The organism is Zestomonas carbonaria, from assembly GCF_904061905.1.
Lineage (GTDB): Bacteria > Pseudomonadota > Gammaproteobacteria > Pseudomonadales > Pseudomonadaceae > Aquipseudomonas > Aquipseudomonas carbonaria.
This window is the reverse complement of the sequence record NZ_CAJFCI010000014.1, coordinates 1-23,351: the sequence shown is the minus strand read 5'-3', so window position 1 is coordinate 23,351 and position 23,351 is coordinate 1. Positions and strand designations below refer to the sequence as shown.

Genomic DNA, 23,351 nt, shown 5'->3' with positions numbered 1-23,351 from the left:
GCCGGCCGAGCGTGAGACCGCCACCGTGCTAGACGTCGTCATCACCCGCGTGCAGCGGGAAACCCCGGACATCCTCAGCCTCGAACTGGCCCGTGCCGACGCCGGCCCCCTGCCCGCCTTCAGCGCCGGCGCGCACATCGACCTGCACCTGCCGGGCGGGCTGGTGCGCCAGTACTCGCTGTGCAACGCGCCGGAGGAAACCCACCGCTACCGCATCGCCGTGCTGCGCTGTGCCGACTCGCGCGGCGGCTCCCGCGCGGTGCACGAACTGCAGGCCGGCCAGCCGTTGCGCATAGGCGAACCGCGCAACCTCTTCCCCCTCGCCGAAGGCCCGGGGCGGCGCCTGCTGCTGGCCGGCGGCATCGGCATCACCCCGCTGCTGAGCATGGCCGAGCAGCTTTCGCGCAGCGGCGCCGACTTCGAACTGCACTACTGCGCGCGCTCGGCGCAGCAGGCGGCCTTCGTCGAGTACCTGGCGCAGTCCGCCTTCGCCACCCGCGTGCATTGCCACTTCGATGACGGCGAGCCGGCGCGGCGCCTGGATGTGGCCGCGTTGCTGGCGGCGCAGGCGGGCGATGCGCAGCTGTACACCTGCGGCCCGGCGGGCTTCATGGAGCATGTGCTGGACAGTGCGCGCGCCCTGGGCTGGGACGAGTCGCGCCTGCACCGTGAGTACTTCGGCGCCGAGCCGGACGTGGGCGGGGAAGCCTTCGAGGTGCAGTTGGCGAGCAGCGGGCAGGTGGTGCGCGTGGAGGATGGGCAGAGCGTGGTGGAAGCGCTGCGGTGCGTCGGGGTAGAGGTGCAGGTGGCGTGCGAGCAGGGTATCTGCGGCACCTGTCTGACGCGGGTGCTGGAAGGTGTGCCGGAGCACCGTGACCAGTACCTGACCGAGGACGAGCAGGCTGCCAATGATCAGTTCACGCCTTGTTGCTCGCGGTCGCGGAGTCCGCGGTTGGTGTTGGATCTGTAGCCTCATCGCGGACGGAGTCCTACGCTGTTTTCTGGATTCCCGCGTTCTCGGGAATGACGTCAGGACACACGACTCTCATCCCGTCACTCCCGCGAACACAGGAGCCCGGAGACTCTGGCCCCGTGTTCGCAGGGACGACGAGATTCCTGTAGGAGCGGGCCACGCCCGCGATCGCGCGCATGGCGCGCTCCTACCGATGGGGTTAGGAGCGGATTTACCCGCGATACGCGGTGGACGGGCACCCTACGCTGTTTTCTGGATCCGCGCATTCGCGGGGACGACGTCGGGACACGCGACTCTCATCCCGTCACTCCCGCGAACACAGGAGCCCGGAGACTCTGGATCACCGCATTCGCGGGGAGGAGATTCCTGTAGGAGCGGGCCACGCCCGCGATCGCGCGCGTGGCGCGCTCCTACGGATGGGGTGGTCCGTTGCGCGAGCAAGCCCGCGCCTACGCCCGGTCTTTTTCCCCCGCCACGGACTTCTTCAGCACCGCCACACCCTCCCGCGGTGGGTGGAAGTATTCGGCGTAGCGCAGGGTGGCGTTGGCATGCTCGCGCATGATCGCCTCGGCCCGCGCGCCCTGGCCGTTGATCAGGGCGTCGTAGGCGGCGTGGTGCTGCATGTGGGCGAAGTTGAAGCGCTGGTATTCGCGCGGGAGGTTGTCGCGGTCCACCGCCAGCGAGCTGACCGAGGCGAACGGCAGGTGGTCGTTGCGCGCCAGCGCCTCGGCGATGGCGCGGTTGCCGCTGGCCTCGATGATCGCCTGGTGGAAGCGCATGTTGAGGCTGTGGTAGGCCTCCAGGTCCTCGGGCAGCACGTGGCCCTTTTCGAAAATGCGGTCGCCTTCGTCCAGGCAGGTCCGCAGGATCGCCCGCGTCTCCTCCGAGATGCCGCGCTCGGCGGCCTGCCGTGCCGCCAGCCCTTCCAGCACGCCACGCACCTCCACGGCGCCGGCGATGTCGTCCTCGGTGACCTCGCGCACCGTGTAGCCACGGCCGCCGGCCTTGACCAGCAGGCCTTCCTGCTCCAGCACGCGCAACGCCATGCGCACCGGCATGCGCGAAACCTGCAGGCGCTCGGCGGTGGGAATCTCGACGATGCGCTCGCCGGCGGCCAGTTCGCCGGAAGCGATCATCTTGCGCAGCTCGGCCAGTACGCGTTGACCCGGTTTGCTCATGGAATGCCTCTGGATACCCGTCGAGGCGACATCATAACGTCCCGCCCGGAAGTGGCGACACGGCACGGAAGGGCTTGCGAAGGAGGTCGCCGGGCAGGCTACCGCTCAGGCCGAGGCGGCGAAGCTGTGAAAGCTGAAGTAGTAGCGCAGCGCCTCGACCATATCGACGTACTCCGCCGGCGGCGCCACCAGGGAGAAGCCGGAGTCGAAGCCACCGGGCGTGACATCCTCGCGGCACCATTGGCAGGTGGCGGAGAAATCGATGAAACGCATGCCGTCCTGGCCAGGGATCTTCAGGCGCAGGTCGAAGCGCGCGCCCACCAGCATCGGCAACTGGCTGATCAGCATCAGGCCATCGAGGGAGACGTTGCCAATGTAGCCCATCGGCTTGTCGGTGATGCGGTTGAACACCTTGAGGTAATACGGCAACTGGTGGCGTTCGATACGACGGATTCGACGTTGCATGACGAGAGACCACGTAATGGCAAAACGCTACATTTCGGTCGAGTATGCCTCTCCGAACATCGGATCGACCAGCCCTAACCGCATCGTTGACCGATCCGCTCGGTCAGTTGGCGACGAGCGGCAGTGATTTCCGCGTCGCTGTAATAGATATGCCGGCCGGCATCGTCGACGCGGTAATAGCGCCCGTCCTTGGAGACTTCCGCCAGCCGCTCGCGCAACGCGCCGCACTCCTCGGCCCGCTGTGCCTGGCGCTCGGCCTGCTGGCGGGCGCTTTCCCGCTGTTCCTGGCGACGCGCCTCGTAGAAGCGTTCGACATTCGCCTCGCGCTCGCGGGTCGCGTCGTCGCGCTCGACCACCTGCGGCTTGACCTCGACCTGCTCGGCCCCGGCCTGCGGCCGCTGGCCGAAATGCACGCGGCCATGCTCGTCGGTCCAGCGATAGATCTCCGCCGCCTGGGCAACGGCCATTCCCCCTGCCAGCAGCACGACGCAGCACATTCCACGCATGATCATCCTCCCTGGAGCCCTGGCCAGCTTAGCGCTGGCCATCCGCCACTCAAGCCGGGCGCGACCGGCGGTCGGGTCTGTCCGTCAGAGTGACGTTCCAACCGTCGTCGCGCGGTCGATCCGGCCGAGCTGGCGCAAGGTTTCCAGGCGCGCGCGGGCCCGGTAGGCGTACTCGCTGTTCGGATACTGGGCGATGATGAACCGGTAGGTCTCCGCCGCATCGACGAACAGGTTCTGCCGCTCCAGGCACTGGCCGCGCAGCAGCGACACCTCCGGCTGCACGTAGCGTCGCGAACGACTCTTGCGTTCGACCTGGGACAACTCGAGCATCACCCGCTCGCAGTTGCCGCGCGTGTATTCGCGGTAGGCGTTGTTCAGGTGGTGGTCCATCGACCAGCGGGTGCAACCCGTGACGCCCAGGACCAGGGCGATGATCAGCAAAGTGCGCATGACGGCTCCTCCATGCCCGACAGTATCGACCGGCATCGGCAAAACTGCAGTCCACACATCCTCCGATTGGAACTGCGCCGCCACCCTTGGCCGGGGACGGACGGCTGTCTATGCTGCCGGCATCGGCGGGTCGTCCGCCCCACGCCCAGGAGAGTCCATGGCGCCCCTTCGCCCGTTGTTGCTGACCGGTTGCCTGCTGCTGATCGCCTGTTCCCCCACCACGCCGCTGTTCGTCGCCCAGATCACCGCCCAGGAAGCGGTGGAGCACAAGGCGCTGAAGAGCAAGCGCATCGCCGCCGCCGTCCAGGAGGAAGGCGACCTCTTCACCTACAGCGCCCGGGCCATCCGCGATGGCAAGAGCGCCCAGGCCGAGGAGCTGTACCTGACCGGCTACCGCGACCGCAAGCTGAGCGACGAGGTGCGCGCCATCGCCCTGTACCAGATCGGCCTGATCTACATGAGCCGCTACAACGATCAGCGCGACGATACCCGCGCACTCAACTACTTCTACCAGGTGCGCAACGAATTCCCGCAAACCCAGGCCGCCAGCCGCAGCGAGGAACGCATCGAACAGATCGGCCAGCGCGCCCAGCAGCCGGTACAGAAGACCGCCCGCGAGTTGCTGGCGACCTGGCAGCCGAACAACAGCCTCGACCTCTACTCCCCCGACCTCGATCCCGACATGACCCTGCTGTCGCGCCGCGCGGTACTCAAGGGGCGCGTCGCCGAGGCCGAGGAGCTGTACCTGCTGGCGGTCGACGACCCTGGCGTGACGGCGGGCATCAAGGAGAAGTCGCTGTACCAGTTGGCGTTGATGTACCTGGCGCCAACCAATCCGCAGGCCAATCGCGACAAGGCCATCGGCTATCTGCGCCGCCAGCTCGCCCAGTACCCCGACGGCGAACTCGCCGACAAGGCGGCGCGGCACCTCGACCAGGCGCTCAACCAGAACGATTGAGTACCTCGTGGTGGTGGGCTGAAGCCCACCCTACGAACTTGCCCCAAGCAGGGTGGGCATCAGCCCACCAGCCAGCGAATGGAACAGGTAGTGCGCCCCATGCATGACTACAGGGAAATGGAGGAGTAGCCTCGGCTCCAGCGTCAACACTGGAGTCTCCGCATGACCTTCCGCCGCACCAAGATCGTCGCCACCCTCGGCCCCGCCAGCAGTTCCCCCGAAGTCCTCGAACAACTGATCCTCGCCGGTCTCGACGTCGCCCGCCTGAACTTCTCCCACGGCACGCCCGAGGAGCACAAGGCGCGCGCTCGCCTGGTACGCGAACTGGCCGCCAAGCATGGCCGCTTCGTCGCCCTGCTCGGCGACCTGCAAGGACCGAAGATCCGCATCGCCAAGTTCGCCAACAAGCGCATCGAACTGGCGGTCGGCGACAGGTTCCGCTTCTCCACCAGCCACCCGCGCGACGCCGGCACCCAGGAAGTGGTCGGCATCGATTACCCGGACCTGGTCAAGGACTGCGGCGTCGGCGACGAACTGCTGCTGGACGACGGCCGCGTGGTGATGCGCGTCGAGGAAGTGGCGGCCGACGAACTGCGCTGCGTGGTGCTGATCGGCGGCCCGCTGTCCGACCACAAGGGCATCAACCGTCGTGGCGGCGGCCTCACCGCGCCGGCCCTGACCGAGAAGGACAAGGCCGACATCAAGCTGGCCGCCGAGATGGAGCTGGACTACCTGGCGGTGTCCTTCCCGCGCGACGCCTCGGACATGGAATACGCCCGCAAACTGCGCGACGAGGCCGGCGGCAGCGCCTGGCTGGTGGCGAAGATCGAACGCGCCGAGGCGGTGGCCGACGACGAGGCGCTGGACGGCCTGATCCGCGCCAGCGACGCGGTGATGGTGGCGCGCGGCGACCTCGGCGTGGAGATCGGCGACGCCGAGCTGGTGGGCATCCAGAAGAAGATCATTCTCCACGCGCGCCGCTACAACAAGGCGGTGATCACCGCCACGCAGATGATGGAATCGATGATCCACAGCCCGATGCCGACCCGCGCGGAAGTCTCCGACGTGGCCAACGCGGTGCTCGACTACACCGACGCGGTGATGCTCTCCGCCGAGAGCGCCGCCGGCGAATACCCGGTGGAAGCGGTGAAGGCCATGGCGCGCATCTGCCTGGGCGCCGAGAAGCACCCGACCAGCCAGAAATCCAGCCACCGCCTCGGCCACACCTTCGAACGCTGCGACCAGAGCGTGGCGCTGGCGACCATGTACACCGCCAACCACTTCCCCGGCGTGAAGGCCATCATCAGCCTCACCGAGAGCGGCTACAGCCCGCTGGTGATGTCGCGCATCCGTTCCTCGGTGCCGATCCTCGCCTTCACCCCGCACCGCGAGACCCAGGCGCGCGTCGCGCTGTTCCGTGGCGTCTACACCGTGCCCTTCGACCCGGCCGCGCTGCCCGCGGACAAGGTCAGCCAGGGGGCGGTGGACGAGCTGCTCAAGCGCGGCGTGGTCGAGCCCGGCGACTGGGTGATCCTCACCAAGGGCGACAGCTACCACACCACCGGCGGCACCAACACCATGAAGATCCTCCATGTGGGTGATTCGCTGGTGTAAAGCCATTTCTGGATTCCCGCGTTAGCGGCGGCCCGCGTAGGGGAATGACGCTCCCCACGTCGTCCTCGCGAACGCGGGGACCCAGAAAACCGGTGATACCAGCCCATGAAAGCGTGAGGGGTTCACGAACCGCTCCCTCTCCCCCGGCCCCTCTCCCATGAATGGGAGAGGGGTGACTAATGCCTGACCTCCCTGCCCAACAACCAAGGCCGCTCATGTGAGCGGCCTTGGTTGTTGCGGAAACCGTAGCCCATCAGACGCTACGCACCGCTTCTGCTCTTACTTGAAGCTTATGGCTGCCTCTTACGCATAAAGGCGCTCATCGCCTCGATAGCTTCCGGCGAGCGTAGGCGCTGGCCGAACAGTTCGCCTTCCTCTGCGATCACCCGGCGCAGTTCCTCGCGGTCCGGCGCGCGCATCAGGCGCTTGGTCACTTCCAGCGCCGAGGGCGCCAGGCTCAGGAAGCGCCGGGCCATTTCCTCGGCCCTGGCCAGGGTTGCCGCGCCGTCGGCCAGCGCCTCGTTGGCGATGCCCCAGGCGGCGGCCTGTTCGCCATTGAACTCCTCGCCGAGCATCAGCAACTGCGCCGCTCGCGCCTGGCCCACCAGACGCGGCAGGATCAGGCTGGAACCGTATTCAGGGCACAGGCCAAGGTTGACGAAGGGCATCTTCAGGCGCGCATCGCGGCTGACGTAGACCAGGTCGCAGTGCAGCAGCAAGGTGGTGCCGATGCCCACCGCCGGGCCGGCGACCGCGGCCACTACCGGCTTGCGGAACTCGAACAGTGCATGCATGAAGCGCAGCACCGAGTTGTCCAGGCCGCCGCCGGACGAAGCCTGAAGGAAATCGCTGAGATCGTTGCCAGCGGTGAAGCAACGCTCGTCGCCCCTGATCAGCACCACGCGCACCGAACGATCGTCCTGGGCCTGCTCGAGGACTTCCGCCATGCCGGCGTACATCGCCTGGGTCAGGGCGTTCTTCTTGTCCAGGCGGTTCATGCGCAGGGTCAGGATGCCCTCTGCGCGTTCGACAAGCACATGCTCGCTCATGCAATACCTCGGCGGGTCAGGAAGGTGTCGGCCAGCATCTGGTTGCGCGGCAGGCCAGCCAGGTAGAGGTGGCGCGCGAAGCTTTCGACGCTGCCGGGATGGCCGCAGAGTAAGGCGAGGGTTTGCCGCGAAACAAGGCGCAGTTCGGCCAAAGCGGCCGGCAGCTCGGCCGCCTCGCGCAGGTCCACGCGCAGGTTGGCGTGACGGGCCACCAGCTCCCGCAGCGGCCCGGCGAGATAGTGTTCGGCCGGCTCGCGGGCCAGATGCAGCAGGTGGATATCGCCCTGGTGCTCCTGGCGCAGGGCCTCGCGCAGCACGCCCCAGAGCGGCGCCAGGCCGGTGCCGGCAGCCAGCAGCCAGAGCGGCCGCCGCTGCCAGTCCGGGTCGTAGTGCAGCGCGCCGCCACGCAACTCGCCGAGACGCAACGGATCGCCCGGACGCAGACGCCGCGCGGCATCACTGAAGGCGCCGGGGTGGTGGCAGTCGAGATGGAATTCCAGCCAGGGATCTTCGCCGGGCAGGCTGGCCAGCGAATAAGGCCGCGCCACGCCCTCGGCGTTCCACAACACCAGATGCTGGCCGGCCCGATAGCGCAACGGCCGCTCGGCAACCAGCCGCAAGCGCAGCACGCCCGGGCTCGGCCAGTCGACCGATTCGACCGTCGCCGGCAGTCCATCGCGCTGCGGATCGAAGACTTCGACGGCCAGATCATCCACCACCTGGCACTGGCAGGACAACCGCCAGCCCTCGGCGCGGCGCGTGGCATCCAGCGCTTCGGGCCGGGCGTCCAGCGGTTCTCCGTCGACGCAACGCACCAGGCAGGCATGGCAACAGCCGGCGCGGCAACTGTAGGGCACCGCGAGGCCGGCGGCGTTGAGGCTGTCGAGCAGGTTGCTGCCGGTGGGCACGGCCCAGCGGCGGCCGGCTGCGCTGAGTTCAGGCACCGCTGCGCTCCCAGGTCGCGTCGCAGCGATTGCGGCCGCTGCGCTTGGCCCGGTAGAGAGCCTGGTCCGCGCGCTGCAAGGCATCGTCTAGGTCATCGCCGGGCACCAGCAGCGTCATGCCCACCGACAGGCTGAGGCAATCCACCGCCACGCCGACCGGCTCGGCATTGGCGAACGCCTCGCGCAAGCGCTCGCAGCAGGCAGTGAACTGGTCAGCGTCGGTGTCCGGCAGGAGCAGGACGAACTCCTCGCCGCCATAACGGGCCAGGATGTCGCCGTCGCGCAGGCAGGCCCGCGCCACCGCGGCGAAGGTCTGCAGCACGCGGTCGCCGCTGGCATGGCCGTGCTGGTCGTTGATCTGCTTGAAGTGATCGAGATCGATCAGCGCCAGGCCGTGCTGCTTGCCCGGCTCGAGGTTGGCCTGCTCGCGTTCGGCAAGGCGCAGGAAGTGACGGCGATTGAACAGCCCGGTCAGTTCGTCGGTGGCGACCAGGTCCTCGAGCTGGCGCATCATCCCGCGCAGGGTGTCCTGGTGCGCCTGCAAGGCGAAGCGGCGCTGACGCATGCGCTGGCGCAGGCTCTGCACATAGGAGGCGAACAGGCTCAGCCAGACCAGTACCAGCAGCAGCACGCAGACTTCCAGCAGCGCCAGCGGCGGGTCGGCCAGCACCCCCGCCCAGGCTTCCCAGAGGTTCATGCCGACGAAGCCGGCGAAGGCCAGGGCCGCGCAGCGAACGAACACCCGTGGCGGCAACTGGAACACGCCGAACATCAGGATCACCACGTAGAACACCAGCAGCGGGCCGCGAAAGCTGTCGAGCAGGGCCAGCAGGTGGGTGAGCCAGACGAGCGCCACCAGGACCTGCGGCTCGGTCAGGCTGGCATCCTGGAAACGCCGGTTGTAGCCGCTGGCGAACAGGGCGAAGAACACCAGTTGGCTCACCGCCACCAGCACCGTATACAGGGTGGCGGTCGCCAGGCTGGCGCGGAACAGGCCGGCAAGCACCGCCAGCCAGAACAGCAGCAACGCCAGGCCGTAGGTTGCCACGGCCATGCAGAAGCGCTTCATCAGCAATCGCTGCAAGGCCTGCCGTTTGACTTGGAGACTGCCTGAGCTCATGGGCTCCATCCCGTGCTGGCATGATGATGCCAATGTACCGTCGTGATCACGAAATGCCTAGCGCGACGACTGGCCGATCACCGACCAAGGTCGACCGTCGGCGGCTGGGCCCCGTGGGTCTGTACGGGGTATACTGCCGCGCCTTTTTTACCGCGATGAGAGCGCCGGCATTCGATTCGGCGCCCGGTTCCCGCTTTATAGAGGAGCGCGCCCCATGACCGTGATCAAGCAGGATGACCTGATTCAGAGCGTCGCCGACGCCCTGCAGTTCATTTCCTATTACCACCCCGTCGATTTCATCCAGGCCATGCACGAGGCATACCTGCGCGAGGAATCGCCGGCCGCGCGCGACTCCATGGCGCAGATCCTGATCAACTCGCGCATGTGCGCCACCGGTCATCGCCCGATCTGCCAGGACACCGGCATCGTCACCGTTTTCGTGCGCGTCGGCATGGACGTGCGCTGGGATGGCGCGACCATGAGCGTCGACGACATGATCAACGAAGGCGTGCGCCGCGCCTACAACCTGCCGGAGAACGTCCTGCGCGCCTCGATCCTGGCCGACCCGGCCGGCAGCCGCAAGAACACCAAGGACAACACCCCGGCGGTGATCCACTACTCCATCGTCCCCGGCGACAAGGTCGAGGTGGACGTCGCGGCCAAGGGCGGCGGCTCGGAGAACAAGTCGAAGATGGCCATGCTCAACCCGTCCGACTCGATCGTCGACTGGGTGCTCAAGACCGTGCCGACCATGGGCGCCGGCTGGTGCCCGCCGGGCATGCTCGGCATCGGCATCGGCGGTACCGCCGAGAAGGCCGCGGTGATGGCCAAGGAAGTCCTGATGGACCCGATCGACATCCACGAACTGAAGGCCCGCGGCCCGCAGAACCGCATCGAGGAACTGCGCCTGGAGCTGTTCGAGAAGGTCAACCAACTGGGCATCGGCGCCCAGGGCCTGGGCGGCCTGACCACCGTGCTCGACGTGAAGATCATGGACTACCCGACCCACGCCGCCTCGCTGCCGGTGTGCATGATCCCCAACTGCGCCGCCACCCGCCACGCCCACTTCGTGCTCGACGGCTCCGGCCCGGCCGAGCTGGAAGCCCCGCCGCTGGACGCCTACCCGGAAATCGTCTGGGAAGCCGGCCCGAGCGCGCGCCGCGTCGACCTGGACACCATCACCCCGGAAGAAGTGCAGAGCTGGAAGCCGGGCGAGACCCTGCTGCTCAACGGCAAGATGCTCACCGGCCGCGACGCCGCGCACAAGCGCATGGTCGACATGCTCAACAAGGGCGAAGAACTGCCAGTGGACCTCAAGGGCCGCTTCATCTACTACGTCGGCCCGGTCGATCCGGTCGGCGACGAAGTGGTCGGCCCGGCCGGCCCGACCACCGCGACCCGCATGGACAAGTTCACCCGCCAGATCCTGGAAAGCACAGGCCTGCTGGGCATGATCGGCAAGTCCGAGCGCGGCCCGATCGCCATCGAGGCGATCAAGGACAACAAGGCCGTGTACCTGATGGCCGTCGGCGGCGCCGCCTACCTGGTGGCCCAGGCGATCAAGAAGTCCAAGGTCCTGGCCTTCGCCGAACTGGGCATGGAAGCGATCTACGAGTTCGAAGTGAAGGACATGCCGGTGACCGTCGCGGTCGACACCAACGGCGAGTCGGTGCACATCACCGGCCCGGCGATCTGGCAGAAGAAGATCGCCGAGAACCTGGCGGTGGAGGTGAAGTAAGCCACCACGCAACGCAAGAGCCCGGCCAAGTGCCGGGCTTTTTCATGGGCTACATGCTTTTGTAGGGTGCGCCGTGCGCACCGTTTACCAAGACATTCACGTCGCCTTCCCGGTGCGCCCGGCGCACCCTACGGTCACCTACGCTGGCGGGCTCAGGCGCACGGCCAGTTCGTCGACCTCCTCCGCCCAGTCCGAATCGTCCGCCAGCGCCTCGCGCAGGAAGGCGGCCTGGCCCTCGTTCCAGAACGGCGCGTCGGGCAGCGCCTGGCCGGGTTGCAGGCGGTGGCTGGCGAGGAAGCCGTCGATGCTGGCGCGGTCGTCGGGCAGGCCCAGTTGGGCGAACAGGGTCGCCAGGTTGTGCGGCACGGTATCCATGGATCTCCTCCGGTCGAAGGTGGGCGAGATAGACCCTTACAGACTAGCCGCTCAACTTCGCTCCCGTTCGATTACAGGGTGATCTTGGTGCCCAGCACGGCGAGAAAGCCGGCCAGCCAGGTCGGATGGGCCGGCCAGGCGGGGGCGGTGACTAGGTTGCCTTCGACATGCGCGCCGCTGACCTCCAGCTCGACGTACTCGCCGCCGGCCAGGCGAACCTCCGGCGCGCAGGCCGGGTAGGCGCTGCACTCGCGGCCCTTGAGCACACCGGCGGCGGCCAGCAACTGGGCGCCGTGGCAGATGGCGGCGATCGGCTTGCCGGCCTTGTCGAACTCCTTGACCAGCTTGATCACCTTGTCGTTCAGGCGCAGGTACTCGGGCGCGCGCCCACCGGGGATCACCAGCGCGTCATAGGCGTCGGCCTTGGCCTTGGCGAAATCGAAGTTCAGCGCGAAGTTGTGGCCGGGCTTCTCGCTGTAGGTCTGGTCGCCCTCGAAATCGTGGATCGCGGTGCGCACGGTCTGCCCGGCCTTCTTGTCCGGGCAGACGGCATGCACGGTGTGGCCGACCATCTGCAGGGCCTGGAACGGCACCATGACTTCGTAGTCTTCGACATAGTCGCCGACCAGCATGAGGATCTTTTTCGCGGCCATCGGAAGTCTCCTGTCGTGTTGATCACCGGGCTGTTCGGCTGGCCTCCAGCCCCGGGCATCCTTCGAGCCTAGCTCTTGATAGGCGAGTTCACCCGATGGGTATCGTCGCTGCGCTCCTCGACCCATCTTACGGGAGTGCAGGTTGCGCTCTTCCGTAGGATGGGCTGAGCAAAGCGATACCCATCACCCACGATTCGACGGGCATCGCCGTTGCGTTCCCCTACGGAAAGAGCCGCGACCAGAAGCCGGGTTCCCGCTCGCGCTGGCCACTGGCGGCGATCCGCGCGAACGGCTGGACCAGCCTGGTGCTGGCGATCTCGCGTTGCCCCAGTTCGGCCGAGACCAGTTGCAGCGGGCCATTGGCGGTGGCTTCCTGGCCGTTCAGCGGTGGCGGGTCGAGCTCGTCGTAACGCAGGTAGTAGACACCGCCCGCCTCGGTATCCAGGGTGAAGCCGGTGATCTTGGTGAAATCGAACACGCCATCGGCCAGCAGGGTCCAGTAGCTGCCGAGCAATGGCCGGCGCATTTCCAGGTGGTAGCTGGCGATGTCGAACTCCAGCACCAGGTAGCCGTTGCTCGGCAGCGCGCCGATCAGTTCGTTGTCGAGGAACAGCCCCGGAGCCTCCAGTTCCTGGTCGGCCCACTCGCTTTGCGGCCGGTAGAGGTAGACCAGGGCATGGTCGTCGTCGCTGAGCACATGGGGCTGGAACGGCGGGCCATCGGTGGCGCCGAAGAACGCCCCGGGCGTCGAGCAGCCGGCCAGGAGGGTCAGCGATAGCACGGCGAGCAGGAGGTGATGGCGCATGGCGAATCCTTCTTATGGTTATCCGCCGAGCATAGCCAGCCGGCCCCGGCGCAGCCCCCGACAAAAGTAGTGCGGTCTAGCCCCGGCGGTACAGCAGGTTGACCACAAGCCGATCCATCCAGCCCCACAGGTACTGCTTGAGGCGCTTGAGCAGCGGCCGCGAGCGCCAGTCCTCGAGGGTCACTTCGCGGCTGGAGGCGAAGTCGGCGTCCAGGCAGGTGGCCACTTCGGCGGTGAAGCCGGTGTCGAGCGCCTCCAGGTTGGCCTCCAGGTTGAAGCGCAGGTTCCAGTGGTCGAAGTTGCAGGAACCGACGCTGACCCAGTCGTCCACCAGCACCATCTTCAGGTGCAGGAAGCGCGGGCCGTACTCGTAGACCCGCACACCGGCGCGCAGCAGCCGTGGATAGTAGCGCTGGCCGGCATAGCGCACCGGCGGGTGGTCGGTGTTGCGGCTGGTCAGCAGCAGGCGCACATCGACGCCGCGCCGCGCGGCGTGCAGCAATGCCCGGCGCACCTTCCAACTGGGCAGGAAATACGGCGTGGCCAGCCACACCCGGCGCTTGGCGCGGCGCACGCTGCGCACCAGCGACTGGACGATATCGCGGCTCTGCCGGGCATCGGCGTAGGCCAGCCGGCCCATGCCCTCGCCCAGCGGCGGCAACGGCGGCAGGTGCGCCAGGCCGGGCGCCTCCTCCGGCTTCCAGGGGCGCCTGCCGATGTTGGCCAGCCACTGGTAGTCGAACAGCAGTTGCCAGTGCACCACCAGAGGCCCCTCGATGCTGACCATCACCTCGTGCCAGCGGCTCAGTTCCTCGCCCGGCTGCCAGAACTCGTCGGTGGAACCGGTACCGCCGACGAAAGCGATGCGCCGGTCGACCACCAGCAGCTTGCGGTGGTCGCGGTACAGGTTGTGCAGGCCACGCCGCCATTTCAGCGGGTTGTACAGGCGCAGCACCACCCCGGCGTCGCTCAGGCGCTGGCGCAGGCGATTGCCGAAGCGCAGGCAGCCGAAACCGTCGAACAGGCAGCGTACCTCCACCCCGCGCCCGGCGGCGGCGACCAGCGCCTCGACCAGCGCCTCGCTGCACTCGCCGTCCTCGACCAGGTACAGCTCCAGCAGCACCTCCAGCTCGGCGCTGGCGATGGAATCGAGCATGGCGGGGAAGAAGCGCTGGCCGTCGATCAGCAGGGCGAAGCGGTTGCCGGAACGCCAGGGGAAGATGTGGCCCATCAGCGCGAGGTAAAAATCAGCACGGCGCTCACCGGCACCGAGGAGCCGATGGCGTCGATCCCGGAGACCTGGCGCAACGCATCGACGCCGGCGCCCAGTTGGAAATCGTCGATGTGCAGCACCAGCGGCGCCAGGCTGACCACCTGGAAGCGCCGGTCATCCAGGCGGGTGGCCAGCAGCTCGGCAACGTAGCGGTGCTCGCGCCCCCGCAGCGTGACGGTCACCGGCAGGCGCAGTTCCAGTTGCGCGCCAGGGGCCAGTTCGGTGATCGGGCCGAGATCGAGCTGGGCACTGATCTTCGCATCGGCGAAGCGGTCGATCTCGAACAGCAGCTTGCGCAGGTATTCGTCGCGGCGCGGAATGCCGGTGCTCACCGAGTCCAGCTCGATGCGCAGGCTGGCGCGCCCCGCTTCGCTGATACTGCCGTGCAGGGTGAGGAAGCGGTGTACCTCGGAGAGATTGCCGGAACGGGTGGAGATGAAGGAAATCCGCGAGGACTCGTTGTCCAGGTACCAGGCGGCCTGCGCGGGTAGCGCCAGGCAGGCGGCAAGCAGGAAGATCAGCAGTTTGCGCATGGGCGTCCTTGGGCCGATGGAACTCAGGCGGAACGATAGCCGTCCGAGTAGACCTTGCAAACCCGCCACCGGTTCATGGAGCGGTTGCTGGACTCCCGCATTCGCGGGAGCGACGATGGTTCACGGCGCCTACTCGCGAGCCTTCGACCGGACTCCCGCATCCGCGGGAGCGACGGGGTTGCAAAACGCTCGGTGCGTCATCCCCGCGAACGCGGGGACCCAATAGATAGCCCCCTCAGGAACCCGGCAGCAACCGGCACCCCTCACGCGGACCGACCCAGGCGGCGACCTGGGTGCTGCCCAGGCCGCTGGCGGTCACCCGCTTGTTGGTCTGGTCGTCGAGGAAGCGGCTGACCGGCAGGTACTGCTTGACGTAGCCGACGCAGTAATCGACCGGGTTGTCCATCACGTAGCGGCAGGAGCAATACTCCTTGGCCGTGTAGGCGCCAATGATGCCGGGGAAGGCCGCGAGGTGGACGCGGTATTGCCAGGCCAGCCCGGCGAGGATCACCAGCATGGCCAGCAGCAGGCTGGTGAACGGCCGGCGCAGGACGAAGGGGCGGTAGGTCATTGCGCATTCTCCTCGGCGAAGGCGGCCCGCACGCGCTTGAGCAGTTCGTTGTGGGAGTAGCTGCCGTCGCGGTCATCGGCGTAGCGCACCACCACCAGTTTCTCGTCGGGCGACACGTAGAGCGCCTGCCCCCAGTGGCCGAGCGCGGCGAACAGCTCCTCGGGCGCATCCGGCCAGGGCCTGGGCTTGCCGTTCAGCGGCTGGTTGAGCCACCAGTGCCCGCCCGGCACCGCCTCGCCGGGCTTGTCGGGATTGCCCTGGTAGTTGGCGAATGGCGTGCGGTTGAAGGCGACCCACGCCGGCGGCAGCAACTGGCGCTCGCCCCAGCGGCCGTCGCGCTGCATCAGCAGGCCGATGCGGGCCAGGTCGCGGGCGGTCATGTAGGTATAGGAGGAGCCGACGAAGGTGCCCTCCCCGTCGCGCTCCCACACCGCGCTGGTGATGCCCAGCGGCTCGAACAGCGCGGTCCACGGGTAGTCCCGGTAGGCCTGCTCGCCGACCACGCCGCGCAGCACCGCCGAGAGCAGGTTGCTGTCGCCGCTGGAATAACGGAAACGGCTGCCGGGCGCGACTTCCTCACGGAAACCGGCGGTGAAGCCGGCCATGTCGCCACGCCCACGGGTGTACAGCATCGCCACCACCGAGGAAGTCAGCGGCGCGTATTCGTAACCTTCCTGCCAGGCCAGGCCGGACGCCCAGTTGAGCAGGTGGCCGACCTTCAGTTGCGGATGCTCGGCCAGCGCCGGGTAGTACCTGGCCGCCGGCTCGTCGAGCTTGAAACGTCCATCACGGTAGGCGGTGCCGAGGGTGGCGGCGAGCAGGCTCTTGCTCACCGACCAGGTCAGGTGCGGGGTGTCGGCCCTGGTCGGCCCGGCGTAGCGCTCGTAGACGATGGCGCCGTCGCGCACCACCAGCAGCGCGTCGGTGCGCACACCCTCGCGGGTAGCGTCGTCGCGGGAGGGAAAGGCATAGGTTTCCAGGGCCTCGACGGCGGCGCTACGCGGGGCCGGGGCGCTGGACCAGTCGGCGCCGGGCCAGGTTTCGGCACAGGCCAGCGGAGTGACGGCGCACAGCGCGAGACTCAGGCTCAGGCGGCGCAAGGTGGGGATGGGCATCGAGGGGCCTCTTGTTGTCGGGACGCACGCACCCTAGCACGCCGCGAATGACGCTCGATAGCGTGGAAAGTGTCGTGCTTGGCGGCGTTTCGTCTTGTGGGCGGGATGAGGTTCGGTGTTGTGATTGAGGCAGCCCCTCACCCTAACCCTCTCCCAGAGGGAGAGGGGACTGTTCGGAGTTGCGGGTGGAGCACGGAGCCAAGGCCATGCACGCATACTCCCTCTCCCTACGGGAGAGGGCTGGGGTGAGGGGCGGAGTATCCCCCCACAAAAACCTACACAAAACTCCCCAACGCCTTCTCCAACCTCTTGCTCCGCGCCCCACTCGCCACATCTAGCAGGCGCTGGTCGCGCTGCCAGACGGACGCCAGCTCCGCCGGGCCGGCTGCGAAGGCAGCGTCGATCTGCGAAAGCAGGGCCACCTGCTGGGCGTACAGGCCACCGAGCAGTACGTGGCTGGCGGCGGCGCGCACCGGCTGGCGGGCCACTTCGGCGCAGCCGGCGAGCAGGCCGAGCAGTTGCAGGCGCAGTTCCTGCGGCCAGCCGTGCTCGTCGGCGATGCCGTACTGCCAGGCGGTCACCGCGCACAGCACATGCAGGTCTTCGAGGCTGCGGAAGGGTTTGACGTAGTCGTCCCAGCCGTCGCCAGCCAGCCGTTCGCAATGGGCGCCGTCCAGATACAGCCGGCCATGGCTGATATCCGGCATCAGCGGCAGCGCCGGCAGGATCTCGATACGCACGCCGGCGGCGCCGTTGTAGACCACGCCCAGAGCCACGCGCGGCGCCTCGCCGGGAGCTTCGTCGCGGGCGGCGACCAGCAGCCAGTCGGCCGCATCGGCGGCGGTGACGAAATCCTTGCGGCCGTTCAGGACCAACCCATCCAGGCGGGTCTGCAAGTCGGCCGGACGCACGCTCTTGTTCTCGGTCACGCACAACGCGCCGAGGCTCGCCGGCGCCGACGGCCACAACGCGCGCAGCGCCGCCTGGTAGCCGGCGAGAAAGGCCAGCCCCGGCGTGGCCGCGAGGCGCCCGCCGAGCAACGCCAGCTCGAACGGCGTCGGCGCGCCGCCGAGGCGGTCGCGCAACGCGGCGAACCAGTCGTCCAGGGCCGCGGCGGGCAAGCGGTCACGGGTCTCCAGCAAGCGCTGCCATGGCATGGGGCGTTCTCCTTTGGCTGTCATACAAGCATCACCGATCGGTCATGTCGGTGACACCGGGGTTACATAGGTTGAGCTTGCACAACAAAGGCAACAGGCCGCAAGGCGAACGGAGGAACCAGATGACCGCGAGCACCCGCAGCCGCGACCGCAACAACCAGCCACGCCGCCTGCAAGCCGAGCGCCTGCATGGCGAGGCCGCCCTGCGCGAGGCCCAGGCCCTGCGCTTCGAAGTGTTCAGCCGCGAGTTCGACGCCAAGCTCAAGGGAGCCGAACTGGGCCTGGACATGGACGACTTCGACAGCCACTGCTCGCACATCGGCGTGCGCGACCTGGACAGCGGCAAGCTGGTGGCCACCACCCGCCTGCTCGACCATCGCGCCGCCGCCAGCCTGGGCCGCTTCTACAGCGAGGAAGAGTTCAGCCTGCACGGCCTGGCCGGCCTGCAGGGGCCGGTGCTGGAGATCGGCCGCACCTGCGTCGACGCCGCCTACCGCAACGGCGCGACCATCGCCGTGCTGTGGGGCGAGCTGGCCGAGGTGCTCAACGAGGGCGGCTACCGCTACCTGATGGGCTGCGCCAGCATCTCCATGCAGGACGGCGGCATCCAGGCGCAGGCGATCATGCAGCGCCTGCGCGAACGCCACCTGTGCACCGAGCACCTGCGCGCCGAGCCGAAGAACCCGCTGCCGGAACTGGACCTGCCGGGCAACGTGATCGCCGAAATGCCGCCGCTGCTCAAGGCCTACATGCGCCTTGGCGCGAAAGTCTGCGGCGAGCCGTGCTGGGACCGGGAGTTCCAGGTCGCCGACGTGTTCATCCTGCTCAAGCGCGACGAGCTGTGCCCACGCTACGCGCGCCACTTCAAGGCCGCGGTATGAAGCGCCTGCGCCTGTACGGGCGGGTCGCCCGGCTGCTCGCGGTGCTCGGCGTCGGCGTGCTGCTGGCTGGCGGCGTGGCGACGGTGCAACGGCTCGGCCGCCACGAACTGGCGGGCCTGCGCCAGCGCCTGACGCGCTGGTACCTGCAACGCCTGAACGGCGCCCTGCCGTTCCGCGTCGAGGTACACGGCACGCTGCCCGAGCGGCCGATGCTGTGGGTCAGCAACCACGTGTCGTGGACCGACATCCCACTGCTCGGCATGCTCTCCCCGCTGACCTTCCTGTCCAAGGCCGAGGTCCGCACCTGGCCGCTGGCCGGCTGGCTGGCGCACCAGGCCGGGACCCTGTTCATCCGCCGTGGCTCGGGCGACAGCGCGCTGCTGCAACGGCGCATGGCCGACAGCCTGCGAAGCGGACGCTCGGTGCTGGTATTCCCCGAAGGCACCACCACCGACGGTCGCGCGCTGCGCACCTTCCACGGCCGCCTGCTGGGCGCCGCCATCGACTCCGGGGTCGCCGTGCAACCGGTGGCGATCAGCTACCGCCGCGCTGGTGAGAGCGACCATCGCATCGCGCCGTTCATCGGCGACGACGACCTGCTATCGCACCTGCTGCGGCTGTTCGCCGAGGACTGCCTGGAAGTGCGCATCGACCTGCTCGCCCCGCTCGCCAGCCTGGGGCTGGAGCGTGCCGAGCTGGCCCGCCGCGCTCAGTTGTCGGTGCACGCGGCGTTGTTCGGCACGGCCCCGGAACAGGCGCTGGCGGCCTGAAGCTCGTTTCATATCCTGTTTCGGTCGGGACGATGGGATGTGCGTTTCCCACTGATTGTGAACTGCCCTGGTTCCAGCCAGGCTATGGACTGCTGCGACACTTCGGCCCCTCACCCCAACCCTGGCTGCGCGCCCCGCTCCGAGGGGAGAGGGGGCTGAACGGTGTGGCGGGAGAGCACAGAGCCTGGGGGACGGAACTGACGACAGGCCCTAGGCGGCTTTTGCGTTCCGGGCATGTGGCACGACCAGCATTTCGCATGGCAGGTCGCGCAGGTAACCACCCAGGCTGCCGGCGCCAAGCACCAGCAGGTCGACTTCCGCCCAGCGCGCGCAGGCCATGACCTGGTCGACCACGTCGCCGTGCTCGATCCAGATTTCCGGCGCACGCCCGGCCAGGCGCGCAAGCATCTCCATGCGTCGCTCCAGATGCCCGGCCGACTGCTGGCCCGCCTGTGGCGTTTCGTCCTCGACCACGTGCAGGATGAACCAGGGACAGTGGTATTTACGCGCCAACGCGGCAGCCCGGCGCAGGGCCGGCTCCGCGGCCGAGGAAAGATCGGTCGCCAGCATCAACGACTGCATGGCGCACCTCCGTACTTGCTGTGACTACGGTGCTATTGCACGCCTTTTTCACGGAAGACCGCTTGATACAGGTCAAAATGTGATCAATGCCTCATTCGTGAAGCGCTGCAACAGCGGGTAGAAACGCCGGAAATCCTCGCTGAGCGGCTCGTACAGCTCCTCCAGGTCTTCCCAGGTCCCGGCCAGCAGTCCGGGGCGCGACAGACGTTGGCCCATGCCACCGAGCACCCGCTCGACGACAGCGAAATCGCGGTAGCTGCCCAGCCAGTCCTGCGCCGCCATGCGCGGGGCGATCAGCGCTAGGCGGCCGGGCAATTCGTCCGCTTCGGCCAGGGCGCGATAGACCCGCGCGGTGAATGCCGGCAGCGGCTCCTCGGCATAGCGCTCCCAGTCGCGCGCCAGGCAGTGGTCGAAGAACACGTCGAGGACGATCCCGGCCATGCGCCGCCGTTCGCGTGGAAAGCGCGCCTTGGCTTCGGCGACCAGCGGATGCTGGTCGGTGAAGGCGTCGATGCGCCGGTGCAGGCGGATGGCCGCCTCGATATCGCCCGGGAAACGTCCCGCCAGGCCGCCCTTGACGAAGTCGCCGTACAGGCTGCCGAGCAGTTGTGCCGGCTGCGAGCCGCCGAGGTGCAAGTGAGCGAGGTAGTTCATGGCCAGGTCCGGATGAAACCGATGTGCCTATGGTGCGCATGCCATGACCTGGCGGCAAACATCACGCCGCTCGATAAAGACTATCGGTCGAATCGATCACATATCGCTTTTGAACGATATAAAGTTCGCTGCAACACGATATACAGCGGTTCGCCTCCATGCCCATAGATCTCGACGAAGTCCTCAAGGCCCTCTCCCACCCGCTGCGACGCGAGATGCTGGAGTGGCTGAAGGAACCGGAAAAGCATTTCGTCGAACAGGACCACCCGTTCGAGATCGGCGTCTGCGCCGGCAAGTTCGACGAGCGCTGCGGCCTGTCGCAATCAACCGTGTCGGCGCACCTGGCGACCCTGCAACGTGCCGGACTTGTGACCAGCCGCAAGGTCGGCCAGTGGAACTTCTTCAAGCGCGATGAACGGAACATCGCCGAATTCCTCCGCCGGATAGGCGAAGAACTCTAGGTTCGGTACGGAAATCGTCGAGCGCGGACACTTCTCGTAGGGAACCTGGCGCGACAACCTCCGCATTCACCTTCCAAGGAGCCGGCGATGCCCGTTTCTCTTCTCGTCCTCGCTTTGTCCGCATTCGCCATCGGCACCACGGAATTCGTCATCATGGGGCTGCTGCCGGACGTGGCCGCCGACCTCGGCGTGTCGATCCCCGGTGCCGGCTGGCTGGTCACCGGCTATGCCCTGGGCGTTGCCATCGGCGCGCCGTTCATGGCCGTCGCCACCGCCAACCTGGCGCGCAAACGCGCGCTGCTGGTGCTCATGGGCGTGTTCATCGCCGGCAACCTACTCTGCGCGCTGGCCGCCGACTACGGCCTGCTGATGTTCGCCCGGGTGGTCACCGCGCTCTGCCACGGCGCCTTCTTCGGCATCGGTTCAGTGGTCGCCGCCAGCCTGGTGCCGGAGAACCGCCGCGCCCAGGCGGTGGCGCTGATGTTCACCGGCCTGACCCTGGCCAACGTGCTCGGTGTGCCGCTGGGCACCGCGCTCGGTCAGGTCGCCGGCTGGCGCGCAACCTTCTGGGCGGTCACCGGTATCGGCGTGTTGGCGCTGATCGGCCTGTGGCGTGCGCTGCCCGGCGACCAGCCGCAGGAGAAGGCCGACCTGCGCCGCGAGTTCTCCGCCCTGCGCGGCGCCGGATTCTGGCTGGCGTTATCGACCACCGTGCTGTTCTCCGCTTCGGTATTCGCCCTGTTCACCTACATCGCGCCGCTGCTCGGCGAAGTCACCGGCGTGACGCCCAGCGGCGTGACCTGGACGCTGTTGCTGATCGGCCTCGGCCTGACCGTCGGTAACTACATCGGCGGCCGCCTGGCCGACTGGCGCCTGCGCACCAGCCTGATCGGCGCGGCCGTAGCCCTGGGCACCAGCGCCGCGCTGTTCGCCTGGACCAGCCAGTCGCTGCTCGCCGCCGAAATCACCCTGTTCCTCTGGGCCGCCGCCGCGTTCGCCGCGGTGCCGGCCCTGCAGATCAACGTGGTCAGCCTCGGCGGTGGCGCGCCGAACCTGGTGTCGACCCTCAACATTGGCGCCTTCAACGCCGGCAACGCGCTCGGCGCCTGGGTCGGCGGCCTGGTCATCAGCCAGGGGCTGGGGCTGACCAGCGTGCCGCTGGCCGCCGCCGTGCTGGCCGTGTTCGCCCTCCTTGCCACCCTGCTGGGCTTCGGCGTCAAGCGCCAGGCCAGCGAACTTGAACCCGTACTCGACTGACCGCATCTATTCCCCCAGGAGGATTCATCCATGACTACGCTTTTCGACCCGATCCGCATCGGCGAACTGGAACTGCCCAACCGCATCATCATGGCGCCGCTGACCCGCTGCCGTGCCGACGAGGGCCGCGTGCCCAACGCGCTGATGGCCGAGTACTACGCCCAGCGCGCCTCCGCCGGCCTGATCATCAGCGAAGCCACTTCGGTGACACCGATGGGCGTCGGCTATCCGGACACGCCCGGCATCTGGTCCGACGAGCAGGTACGCGGCTGGACCAATGTCACCAAGGCCGTGCACGCCAACGGCGGGCGCATCGTCCTGCAACTCTGGCACGTCGGGCGTATCTCCGACCCGATCTACCTGAACGGCGAGCTGCCGGTGGCACCCAGCGCCATCGCCCCGAAGGGCCACGTCAGCCTGGTCCGTCCGCTGAAGGAGTACGTCACCCCGCGCGCCCTGGAGACCGAGGAAATCGCCGATATCGTCGAGGCCTACCGGGCCGGCGCGGAGAACGCCAAAGCCGCCGGTTTCGATGGCGTGGAGATCCACGCGGCAAACGGCTACCTGCTCGACCAGTTCCTGCAGGACAGCACCAACCAGCGCGACGATCAGTACGGCGGCTCGCTGGAGAACCGCGCGCGGCTGCTGCTGGAAGTCACCGACGCAGTGATCGAGGTATGGGGCGCCGGCCGGGTCGGCGTGCACCTGGCGCCGCGCGCCGACTCCCATGACATGGGCGACTCCAACCTCGCCGAGACCTTCGGCTACGTGGCCCGCGAACTGGGCAAGCGCGGCGTGGCGTTCATCTGCTCCCGCGAGAAGCTGGCCGACGACAGTCTGCTGAACGAGCTGAAGGCGGCTTTCGGCGGCGTCTACATCGCCAACGAACGCTTCACCAAGGACAGCGCCAACGACCTGCTCGCCAAAGGCCAGGCCGACGCGGTGGCCTTCGGCATCCCCTTCATCGCCAACCCCGACCTGCCGGCACGCTTCGCCCAGGACGCCGCGCTCAACGAGCCGCGCCCGGAGACCTTCTACGCGCCCGGGCCGGTGGGTTATATCGATTATCCGCGGTTGTAAGGGCGGAACGAGGCGGAGGTTCGGTGTGCCTCGACACTTCGCCCCTCTCCCTAATCCTCTCCCATGAATGGGAGAGGGAACTGTCCGTGCGAACGGTCAGGTCCGAGTTGTGCTGCTTTGCTCCCCTCTCCCATTTATGGGAGAGGGGCCGGGGGAGAGGGCCTGAGGTTCGGTGTGCATCGACACTTC

26 protein-coding genes are annotated in these 23,351 nt (G+C 67.8%); 9 read left to right on the top strand and 17 right to left on the bottom strand.

What is annotated here, in order from left to right; translation table 11 throughout:
* The first annotated feature begins 25 nt into the window (after positions 1 to 25).
* Positions 26 to 970 carry a PDR/VanB family oxidoreductase gene (locus PSEWESI4_RS01295; protein ID WP_187669387.1) on the top strand — a complete coding sequence of 315 codons (945 nt, stop codon included), beginning with the start codon at positions 26 to 28 and terminating at the stop codon, positions 968 to 970.
* A gap of 452 nt (positions 971 to 1,422) precedes the next feature.
* Here PSEWESI4_RS01295 and PSEWESI4_RS01290 read toward each other — a convergent pair whose 3' ends face one another.
* The 4 genes from PSEWESI4_RS01290 to PSEWESI4_RS01275 all read right to left on the bottom strand — a co-directional run bounded on the left by PSEWESI4_RS01290 (position 1,423) and on the right by PSEWESI4_RS01275 (position 3,572).
* Entirely contained in the window at positions 1,423 to 2,151 is a 729-nt protein-coding gene (locus PSEWESI4_RS01290; RefSeq protein ID WP_187669386.1) for a GntR family transcriptional regulator, read from the bottom strand.
* A 105-nt stretch (positions 2,152 to 2,256) separates the two neighbouring features.
* Positions 2,257 to 2,616 carry a PilZ domain-containing protein gene (locus PSEWESI4_RS01285; protein ID WP_187669385.1) on the bottom strand — a complete coding sequence of 120 codons (360 nt, stop codon included), beginning with the start codon at positions 2,614 to 2,616 and terminating at the stop codon, positions 2,257 to 2,259.
* 74 nt (positions 2,617 to 2,690) lie between these two features.
* Complete coding sequence (locus PSEWESI4_RS01280; protein ID WP_187669384.1) at positions 2,691 to 3,122, bottom strand: DUF4124 domain-containing protein; 432 nt, start codon at positions 3,120 to 3,122, stop codon at positions 2,691 to 2,693.
* Between the two features lie 84 nt (positions 3,123 to 3,206).
* Positions 3,207 to 3,572: a tetratricopeptide repeat protein gene (locus PSEWESI4_RS01275; RefSeq protein WP_187669383.1), complete on the bottom strand. Its 366-nt coding sequence runs from the start codon at positions 3,570 to 3,572 to the stop codon at positions 3,207 to 3,209.
* 157 nt (positions 3,573 to 3,729) lie between these two features.
* On the opposite strand from PSEWESI4_RS01275, the gene PSEWESI4_RS01270 reads away from it, so the two are divergent.
* Together PSEWESI4_RS01270 and pyk are read left to right on the top strand one after the other, a co-directional pair.
* A complete protein-coding gene (locus PSEWESI4_RS01270) occupies positions 3,730 to 4,530 on the top strand; it encodes an outer membrane assembly lipoprotein YfiO (protein WP_187669382.1) in 801 nt (266 codons plus the stop codon).
* 162 nt (positions 4,531 to 4,692) lie between these two features.
* Positions 4,693 to 6,144, top strand: a complete 1,452-nt coding sequence (pyk, locus tag PSEWESI4_RS01265) for a pyruvate kinase (RefSeq protein WP_187669381.1) — start codon at positions 4,693 to 4,695, stop codon at positions 6,142 to 6,144.
* Positions 6,145 to 6,434: 290 nt separating this feature from the next.
* Here pyk and PSEWESI4_RS01260 read toward each other — a convergent pair whose 3' ends face one another.
* From PSEWESI4_RS01260 to PSEWESI4_RS01250, 3 genes are read right to left on the bottom strand one after another with little or no spacing between them, the layout of a single operon-like run.
* On the bottom strand, positions 6,435 to 7,193 hold the full coding sequence (locus PSEWESI4_RS01260) for an enoyl-CoA hydratase (protein WP_187669380.1): 759 nt from the start codon (positions 7,191 to 7,193) through the stop codon (positions 6,435 to 6,437).
* On the bottom strand, positions 7,190 to 8,137 hold the full coding sequence (locus PSEWESI4_RS01255) for an iron-sulfur-binding ferredoxin reductase (protein ID WP_187669379.1): 948 nt from the start codon (positions 8,135 to 8,137) through the stop codon (positions 7,190 to 7,192). Before PSEWESI4_RS01255 ends, PSEWESI4_RS01260 begins: the two co-directional genes overlap by 4 nt.
* Positions 8,130 to 9,257 carry a GGDEF domain-containing protein gene (locus PSEWESI4_RS01250; RefSeq protein WP_187669378.1) on the bottom strand — a complete coding sequence of 376 codons (1,128 nt, stop codon included), beginning with the start codon at positions 9,255 to 9,257 and terminating at the stop codon, positions 8,130 to 8,132. Before PSEWESI4_RS01250 ends, PSEWESI4_RS01255 begins: the two co-directional genes overlap by 8 nt.
* 214 nt (positions 9,258 to 9,471) lie before the next feature.
* Between PSEWESI4_RS01250 and PSEWESI4_RS01245 the strand changes: the two genes are divergently transcribed.
* Positions 9,472 to 10,995, top strand: coding sequence for a fumarate hydratase (locus PSEWESI4_RS01245; RefSeq protein ID WP_187669377.1), 1,524 nt, complete (start codon positions 9,472 to 9,474; stop codon positions 10,993 to 10,995).
* Positions 10,996 to 11,133: 138 nt separating this feature from the next.
* Here the strand turns inward: PSEWESI4_RS01245 and PSEWESI4_RS01240 are convergent, their stop codons facing one another.
* The 8 genes from PSEWESI4_RS01240 to PSEWESI4_RS01205 form a co-directional block, all read right to left on the bottom strand.
* Positions 11,134 to 11,370 carry a DUF2789 domain-containing protein gene (locus PSEWESI4_RS01240; RefSeq protein ID WP_187669376.1) on the bottom strand — a complete coding sequence of 79 codons (237 nt, stop codon included), beginning with the start codon at positions 11,368 to 11,370 and terminating at the stop codon, positions 11,134 to 11,136.
* A 71-nt stretch (positions 11,371 to 11,441) separates the two neighbouring features.
* Positions 11,442 to 12,023, bottom strand: coding sequence for a DJ-1/PfpI family protein (locus PSEWESI4_RS01235; RefSeq protein WP_187669375.1), 582 nt, complete (start codon positions 12,021 to 12,023; stop codon positions 11,442 to 11,444).
* A gap of 220 nt (positions 12,024 to 12,243) precedes the next feature.
* A complete protein-coding gene (locus PSEWESI4_RS01230) occupies positions 12,244 to 12,828 on the bottom strand; it encodes a DUF2846 domain-containing protein (RefSeq protein WP_187669374.1) in 585 nt (194 codons plus the stop codon).
* A gap of 76 nt (positions 12,829 to 12,904) precedes the next feature.
* Positions 12,905 to 14,062: a phospholipase D-like domain-containing protein gene (locus PSEWESI4_RS01225; RefSeq protein WP_187669410.1), complete on the bottom strand. Its 1,158-nt coding sequence runs from the start codon at positions 14,060 to 14,062 to the stop codon at positions 12,905 to 12,907.
* Positions 14,059 to 14,634, bottom strand: a complete 576-nt coding sequence (locus tag PSEWESI4_RS01220) for a YceI family protein (protein ID WP_187669373.1) — start codon at positions 14,632 to 14,634, stop codon at positions 14,059 to 14,061. The genes PSEWESI4_RS01225 and PSEWESI4_RS01220 overlap by 4 nt, the downstream gene beginning before the upstream one ends.
* Before the next feature lie 235 nt (positions 14,635 to 14,869).
* Complete coding sequence (locus tag PSEWESI4_RS01215; protein ID WP_187669372.1) at positions 14,870 to 15,205, bottom strand: amidase; 336 nt, start codon at positions 15,203 to 15,205, stop codon at positions 14,870 to 14,872.
* Positions 15,202 to 16,320 (bottom strand): serine hydrolase domain-containing protein, encoded by a 1,119-nt coding sequence (locus PSEWESI4_RS01210; RefSeq protein ID WP_187669371.1) that lies wholly within the window; start codon positions 16,318 to 16,320, stop codon positions 15,202 to 15,204. Before PSEWESI4_RS01210 ends, PSEWESI4_RS01215 begins: the two co-directional genes overlap by 4 nt.
* Positions 16,321 to 16,595: 275 nt before the next feature.
* Complete coding sequence (locus tag PSEWESI4_RS01205; RefSeq protein ID WP_187669370.1) at positions 16,596 to 17,477, bottom strand: acyl-CoA dehydrogenase middle domain-containing protein; 882 nt, start codon at positions 17,475 to 17,477, stop codon at positions 16,596 to 16,598.
* A 122-nt stretch (positions 17,478 to 17,599) separates the two neighbouring features.
* Here PSEWESI4_RS01205 and olsB point away from each other — a divergent pair, with 122 nt between their 5' ends.
* A complete protein-coding gene (gene olsB / locus PSEWESI4_RS01200; RefSeq protein WP_187669369.1) occupies positions 17,600 to 18,358 on the top strand; it encodes an L-ornithine N(alpha)-acyltransferase in 759 nt (252 codons plus the stop codon).
* Complete coding sequence (locus PSEWESI4_RS01195) at positions 18,355 to 19,128, top strand: lysophospholipid acyltransferase family protein (RefSeq protein WP_187669368.1); 774 nt, start codon at positions 18,355 to 18,357, stop codon at positions 19,126 to 19,128. Before olsB ends, PSEWESI4_RS01195 begins: the two co-directional genes overlap by 4 nt.
* Before the next feature lie 210 nt (positions 19,129 to 19,338).
* Here PSEWESI4_RS01195 and PSEWESI4_RS01190 read toward each other — a convergent pair whose 3' ends face one another.
* Together PSEWESI4_RS01190 and PSEWESI4_RS01185 are read right to left on the bottom strand one after the other, a co-directional pair.
* Positions 19,339 to 19,710: a universal stress protein gene (locus tag PSEWESI4_RS01190; protein ID WP_187669367.1), complete on the bottom strand. Its 372-nt coding sequence runs from the start codon at positions 19,708 to 19,710 to the stop codon at positions 19,339 to 19,341.
* Between the two features lie 72 nt (positions 19,711 to 19,782).
* Positions 19,783 to 20,364, bottom strand: coding sequence for an acyl carrier protein phosphodiesterase (locus PSEWESI4_RS01185; RefSeq protein ID WP_187669366.1), 582 nt, complete (start codon positions 20,362 to 20,364; stop codon positions 19,783 to 19,785).
* Between the two features lie 158 nt (positions 20,365 to 20,522).
* Here PSEWESI4_RS01185 and PSEWESI4_RS01180 point away from each other — a divergent pair, with 158 nt between their 5' ends.
* From PSEWESI4_RS01180 to PSEWESI4_RS01170, 3 genes are all read left to right on the top strand, one after another.
* Positions 20,523 to 20,825 (top strand): ArsR/SmtB family transcription factor, encoded by a 303-nt coding sequence (locus tag PSEWESI4_RS01180; RefSeq protein WP_187669365.1) that lies wholly within the window; start codon positions 20,523 to 20,525, stop codon positions 20,823 to 20,825.
* An 87-nt stretch (positions 20,826 to 20,912) separates the two neighbouring features.
* Positions 20,913 to 22,082 carry an MFS transporter gene (locus PSEWESI4_RS01175; protein ID WP_187669364.1) on the top strand — a complete coding sequence of 390 codons (1,170 nt, stop codon included), beginning with the start codon at positions 20,913 to 20,915 and terminating at the stop codon, positions 22,080 to 22,082.
* A gap of 30 nt (positions 22,083 to 22,112) precedes the next feature.
* Positions 22,113 to 23,162 (top strand): alkene reductase, encoded by a 1,050-nt coding sequence (locus PSEWESI4_RS01170; protein WP_187669363.1) that lies wholly within the window; start codon positions 22,113 to 22,115, stop codon positions 23,160 to 23,162.
* Positions 23,163 to 23,351 lie beyond the last annotated feature (189 nt).

Coding starts and splice junctions, on each gene's coding strand:
- PSEWESI4_RS01250 (WP_187669378.1), bottom strand. CDS start 9,257: ATGAGCTCAGGCAGTCTCCAAGTCAAACGGCAGGCCTTGCAGCGATTG.
- olsB (WP_187669369.1), top strand. CDS start 17,600: ATGACCGCGAGCACCCGCAGCCGCGACCGCAACAACCAGCCACGCCGC.
- PSEWESI4_RS01180 (WP_187669365.1), top strand. CDS start 20,523: ATGCCCATAGATCTCGACGAAGTCCTCAAGGCCCTCTCCCACCCGCTG.
- PSEWESI4_RS01270 (WP_187669382.1), top strand. CDS start 3,730: ATGGCGCCCCTTCGCCCGTTGTTGCTGACCGGTTGCCTGCTGCTGATC.
- PSEWESI4_RS01175 (WP_187669364.1), top strand. CDS start 20,913: ATGCCCGTTTCTCTTCTCGTCCTCGCTTTGTCCGCATTCGCCATCGGC.
- PSEWESI4_RS01290 (WP_187669386.1), bottom strand. CDS start 2,151: ATGAGCAAACCGGGTCAACGCGTACTGGCCGAGCTGCGCAAGATGATC.
- PSEWESI4_RS01185 (WP_187669366.1), bottom strand. CDS start 20,364: ATGAACTACCTCGCTCACTTGCACCTCGGCGGCTCGCAGCCGGCACAA.
- PSEWESI4_RS01275 (WP_187669383.1), bottom strand. CDS start 3,572: ATGCGCACTTTGCTGATCATCGCCCTGGTCCTGGGCGTCACGGGTTGC.
- PSEWESI4_RS01240 (WP_187669376.1), bottom strand. CDS start 11,370: ATGGATACCGTGCCGCACAACCTGGCGACCCTGTTCGCCCAACTGGGC.
- PSEWESI4_RS01210 (WP_187669371.1), bottom strand. CDS start 16,320: ATGCCCATCCCCACCTTGCGCCGCCTGAGCCTGAGTCTCGCGCTGTGC.
- PSEWESI4_RS01170 (WP_187669363.1), top strand. CDS start 22,113: ATGACTACGCTTTTCGACCCGATCCGCATCGGCGAACTGGAACTGCCC.
- PSEWESI4_RS01230 (WP_187669374.1), bottom strand. CDS start 12,828: ATGCGCCATCACCTCCTGCTCGCCGTGCTATCGCTGACCCTCCTGGCC.
- PSEWESI4_RS01195 (WP_187669368.1), top strand. CDS start 18,355: ATGAAGCGCCTGCGCCTGTACGGGCGGGTCGCCCGGCTGCTCGCGGTG.
- pyk (WP_187669381.1), top strand. CDS start 4,693: ATGACCTTCCGCCGCACCAAGATCGTCGCCACCCTCGGCCCCGCCAGC.
- PSEWESI4_RS01190 (WP_187669367.1), bottom strand. CDS start 19,710: ATGCAGTCGTTGATGCTGGCGACCGATCTTTCCTCGGCCGCGGAGCCG.
- PSEWESI4_RS01235 (WP_187669375.1), bottom strand. CDS start 12,023: ATGGCCGCGAAAAAGATCCTCATGCTGGTCGGCGACTATGTCGAAGAC.
- PSEWESI4_RS01285 (WP_187669385.1), bottom strand. CDS start 2,616: ATGCAACGTCGAATCCGTCGTATCGAACGCCACCAGTTGCCGTATTAC.
- PSEWESI4_RS01245 (WP_187669377.1), top strand. CDS start 9,472: ATGACCGTGATCAAGCAGGATGACCTGATTCAGAGCGTCGCCGACGCC.
- PSEWESI4_RS01260 (WP_187669380.1), bottom strand. CDS start 7,193: ATGAGCGAGCATGTGCTTGTCGAACGCGCAGAGGGCATCCTGACCCTG.
- PSEWESI4_RS01215 (WP_187669372.1), bottom strand. CDS start 15,205: ATGACCTACCGCCCCTTCGTCCTGCGCCGGCCGTTCACCAGCCTGCTG.
- PSEWESI4_RS01220 (WP_187669373.1), bottom strand. CDS start 14,634: ATGCGCAAACTGCTGATCTTCCTGCTTGCCGCCTGCCTGGCGCTACCC.
- PSEWESI4_RS01205 (WP_187669370.1), bottom strand. CDS start 17,477: ATGCCATGGCAGCGCTTGCTGGAGACCCGTGACCGCTTGCCCGCCGCG.
- PSEWESI4_RS01280 (WP_187669384.1), bottom strand. CDS start 3,122: ATGCGTGGAATGTGCTGCGTCGTGCTGCTGGCAGGGGGAATGGCCGTT.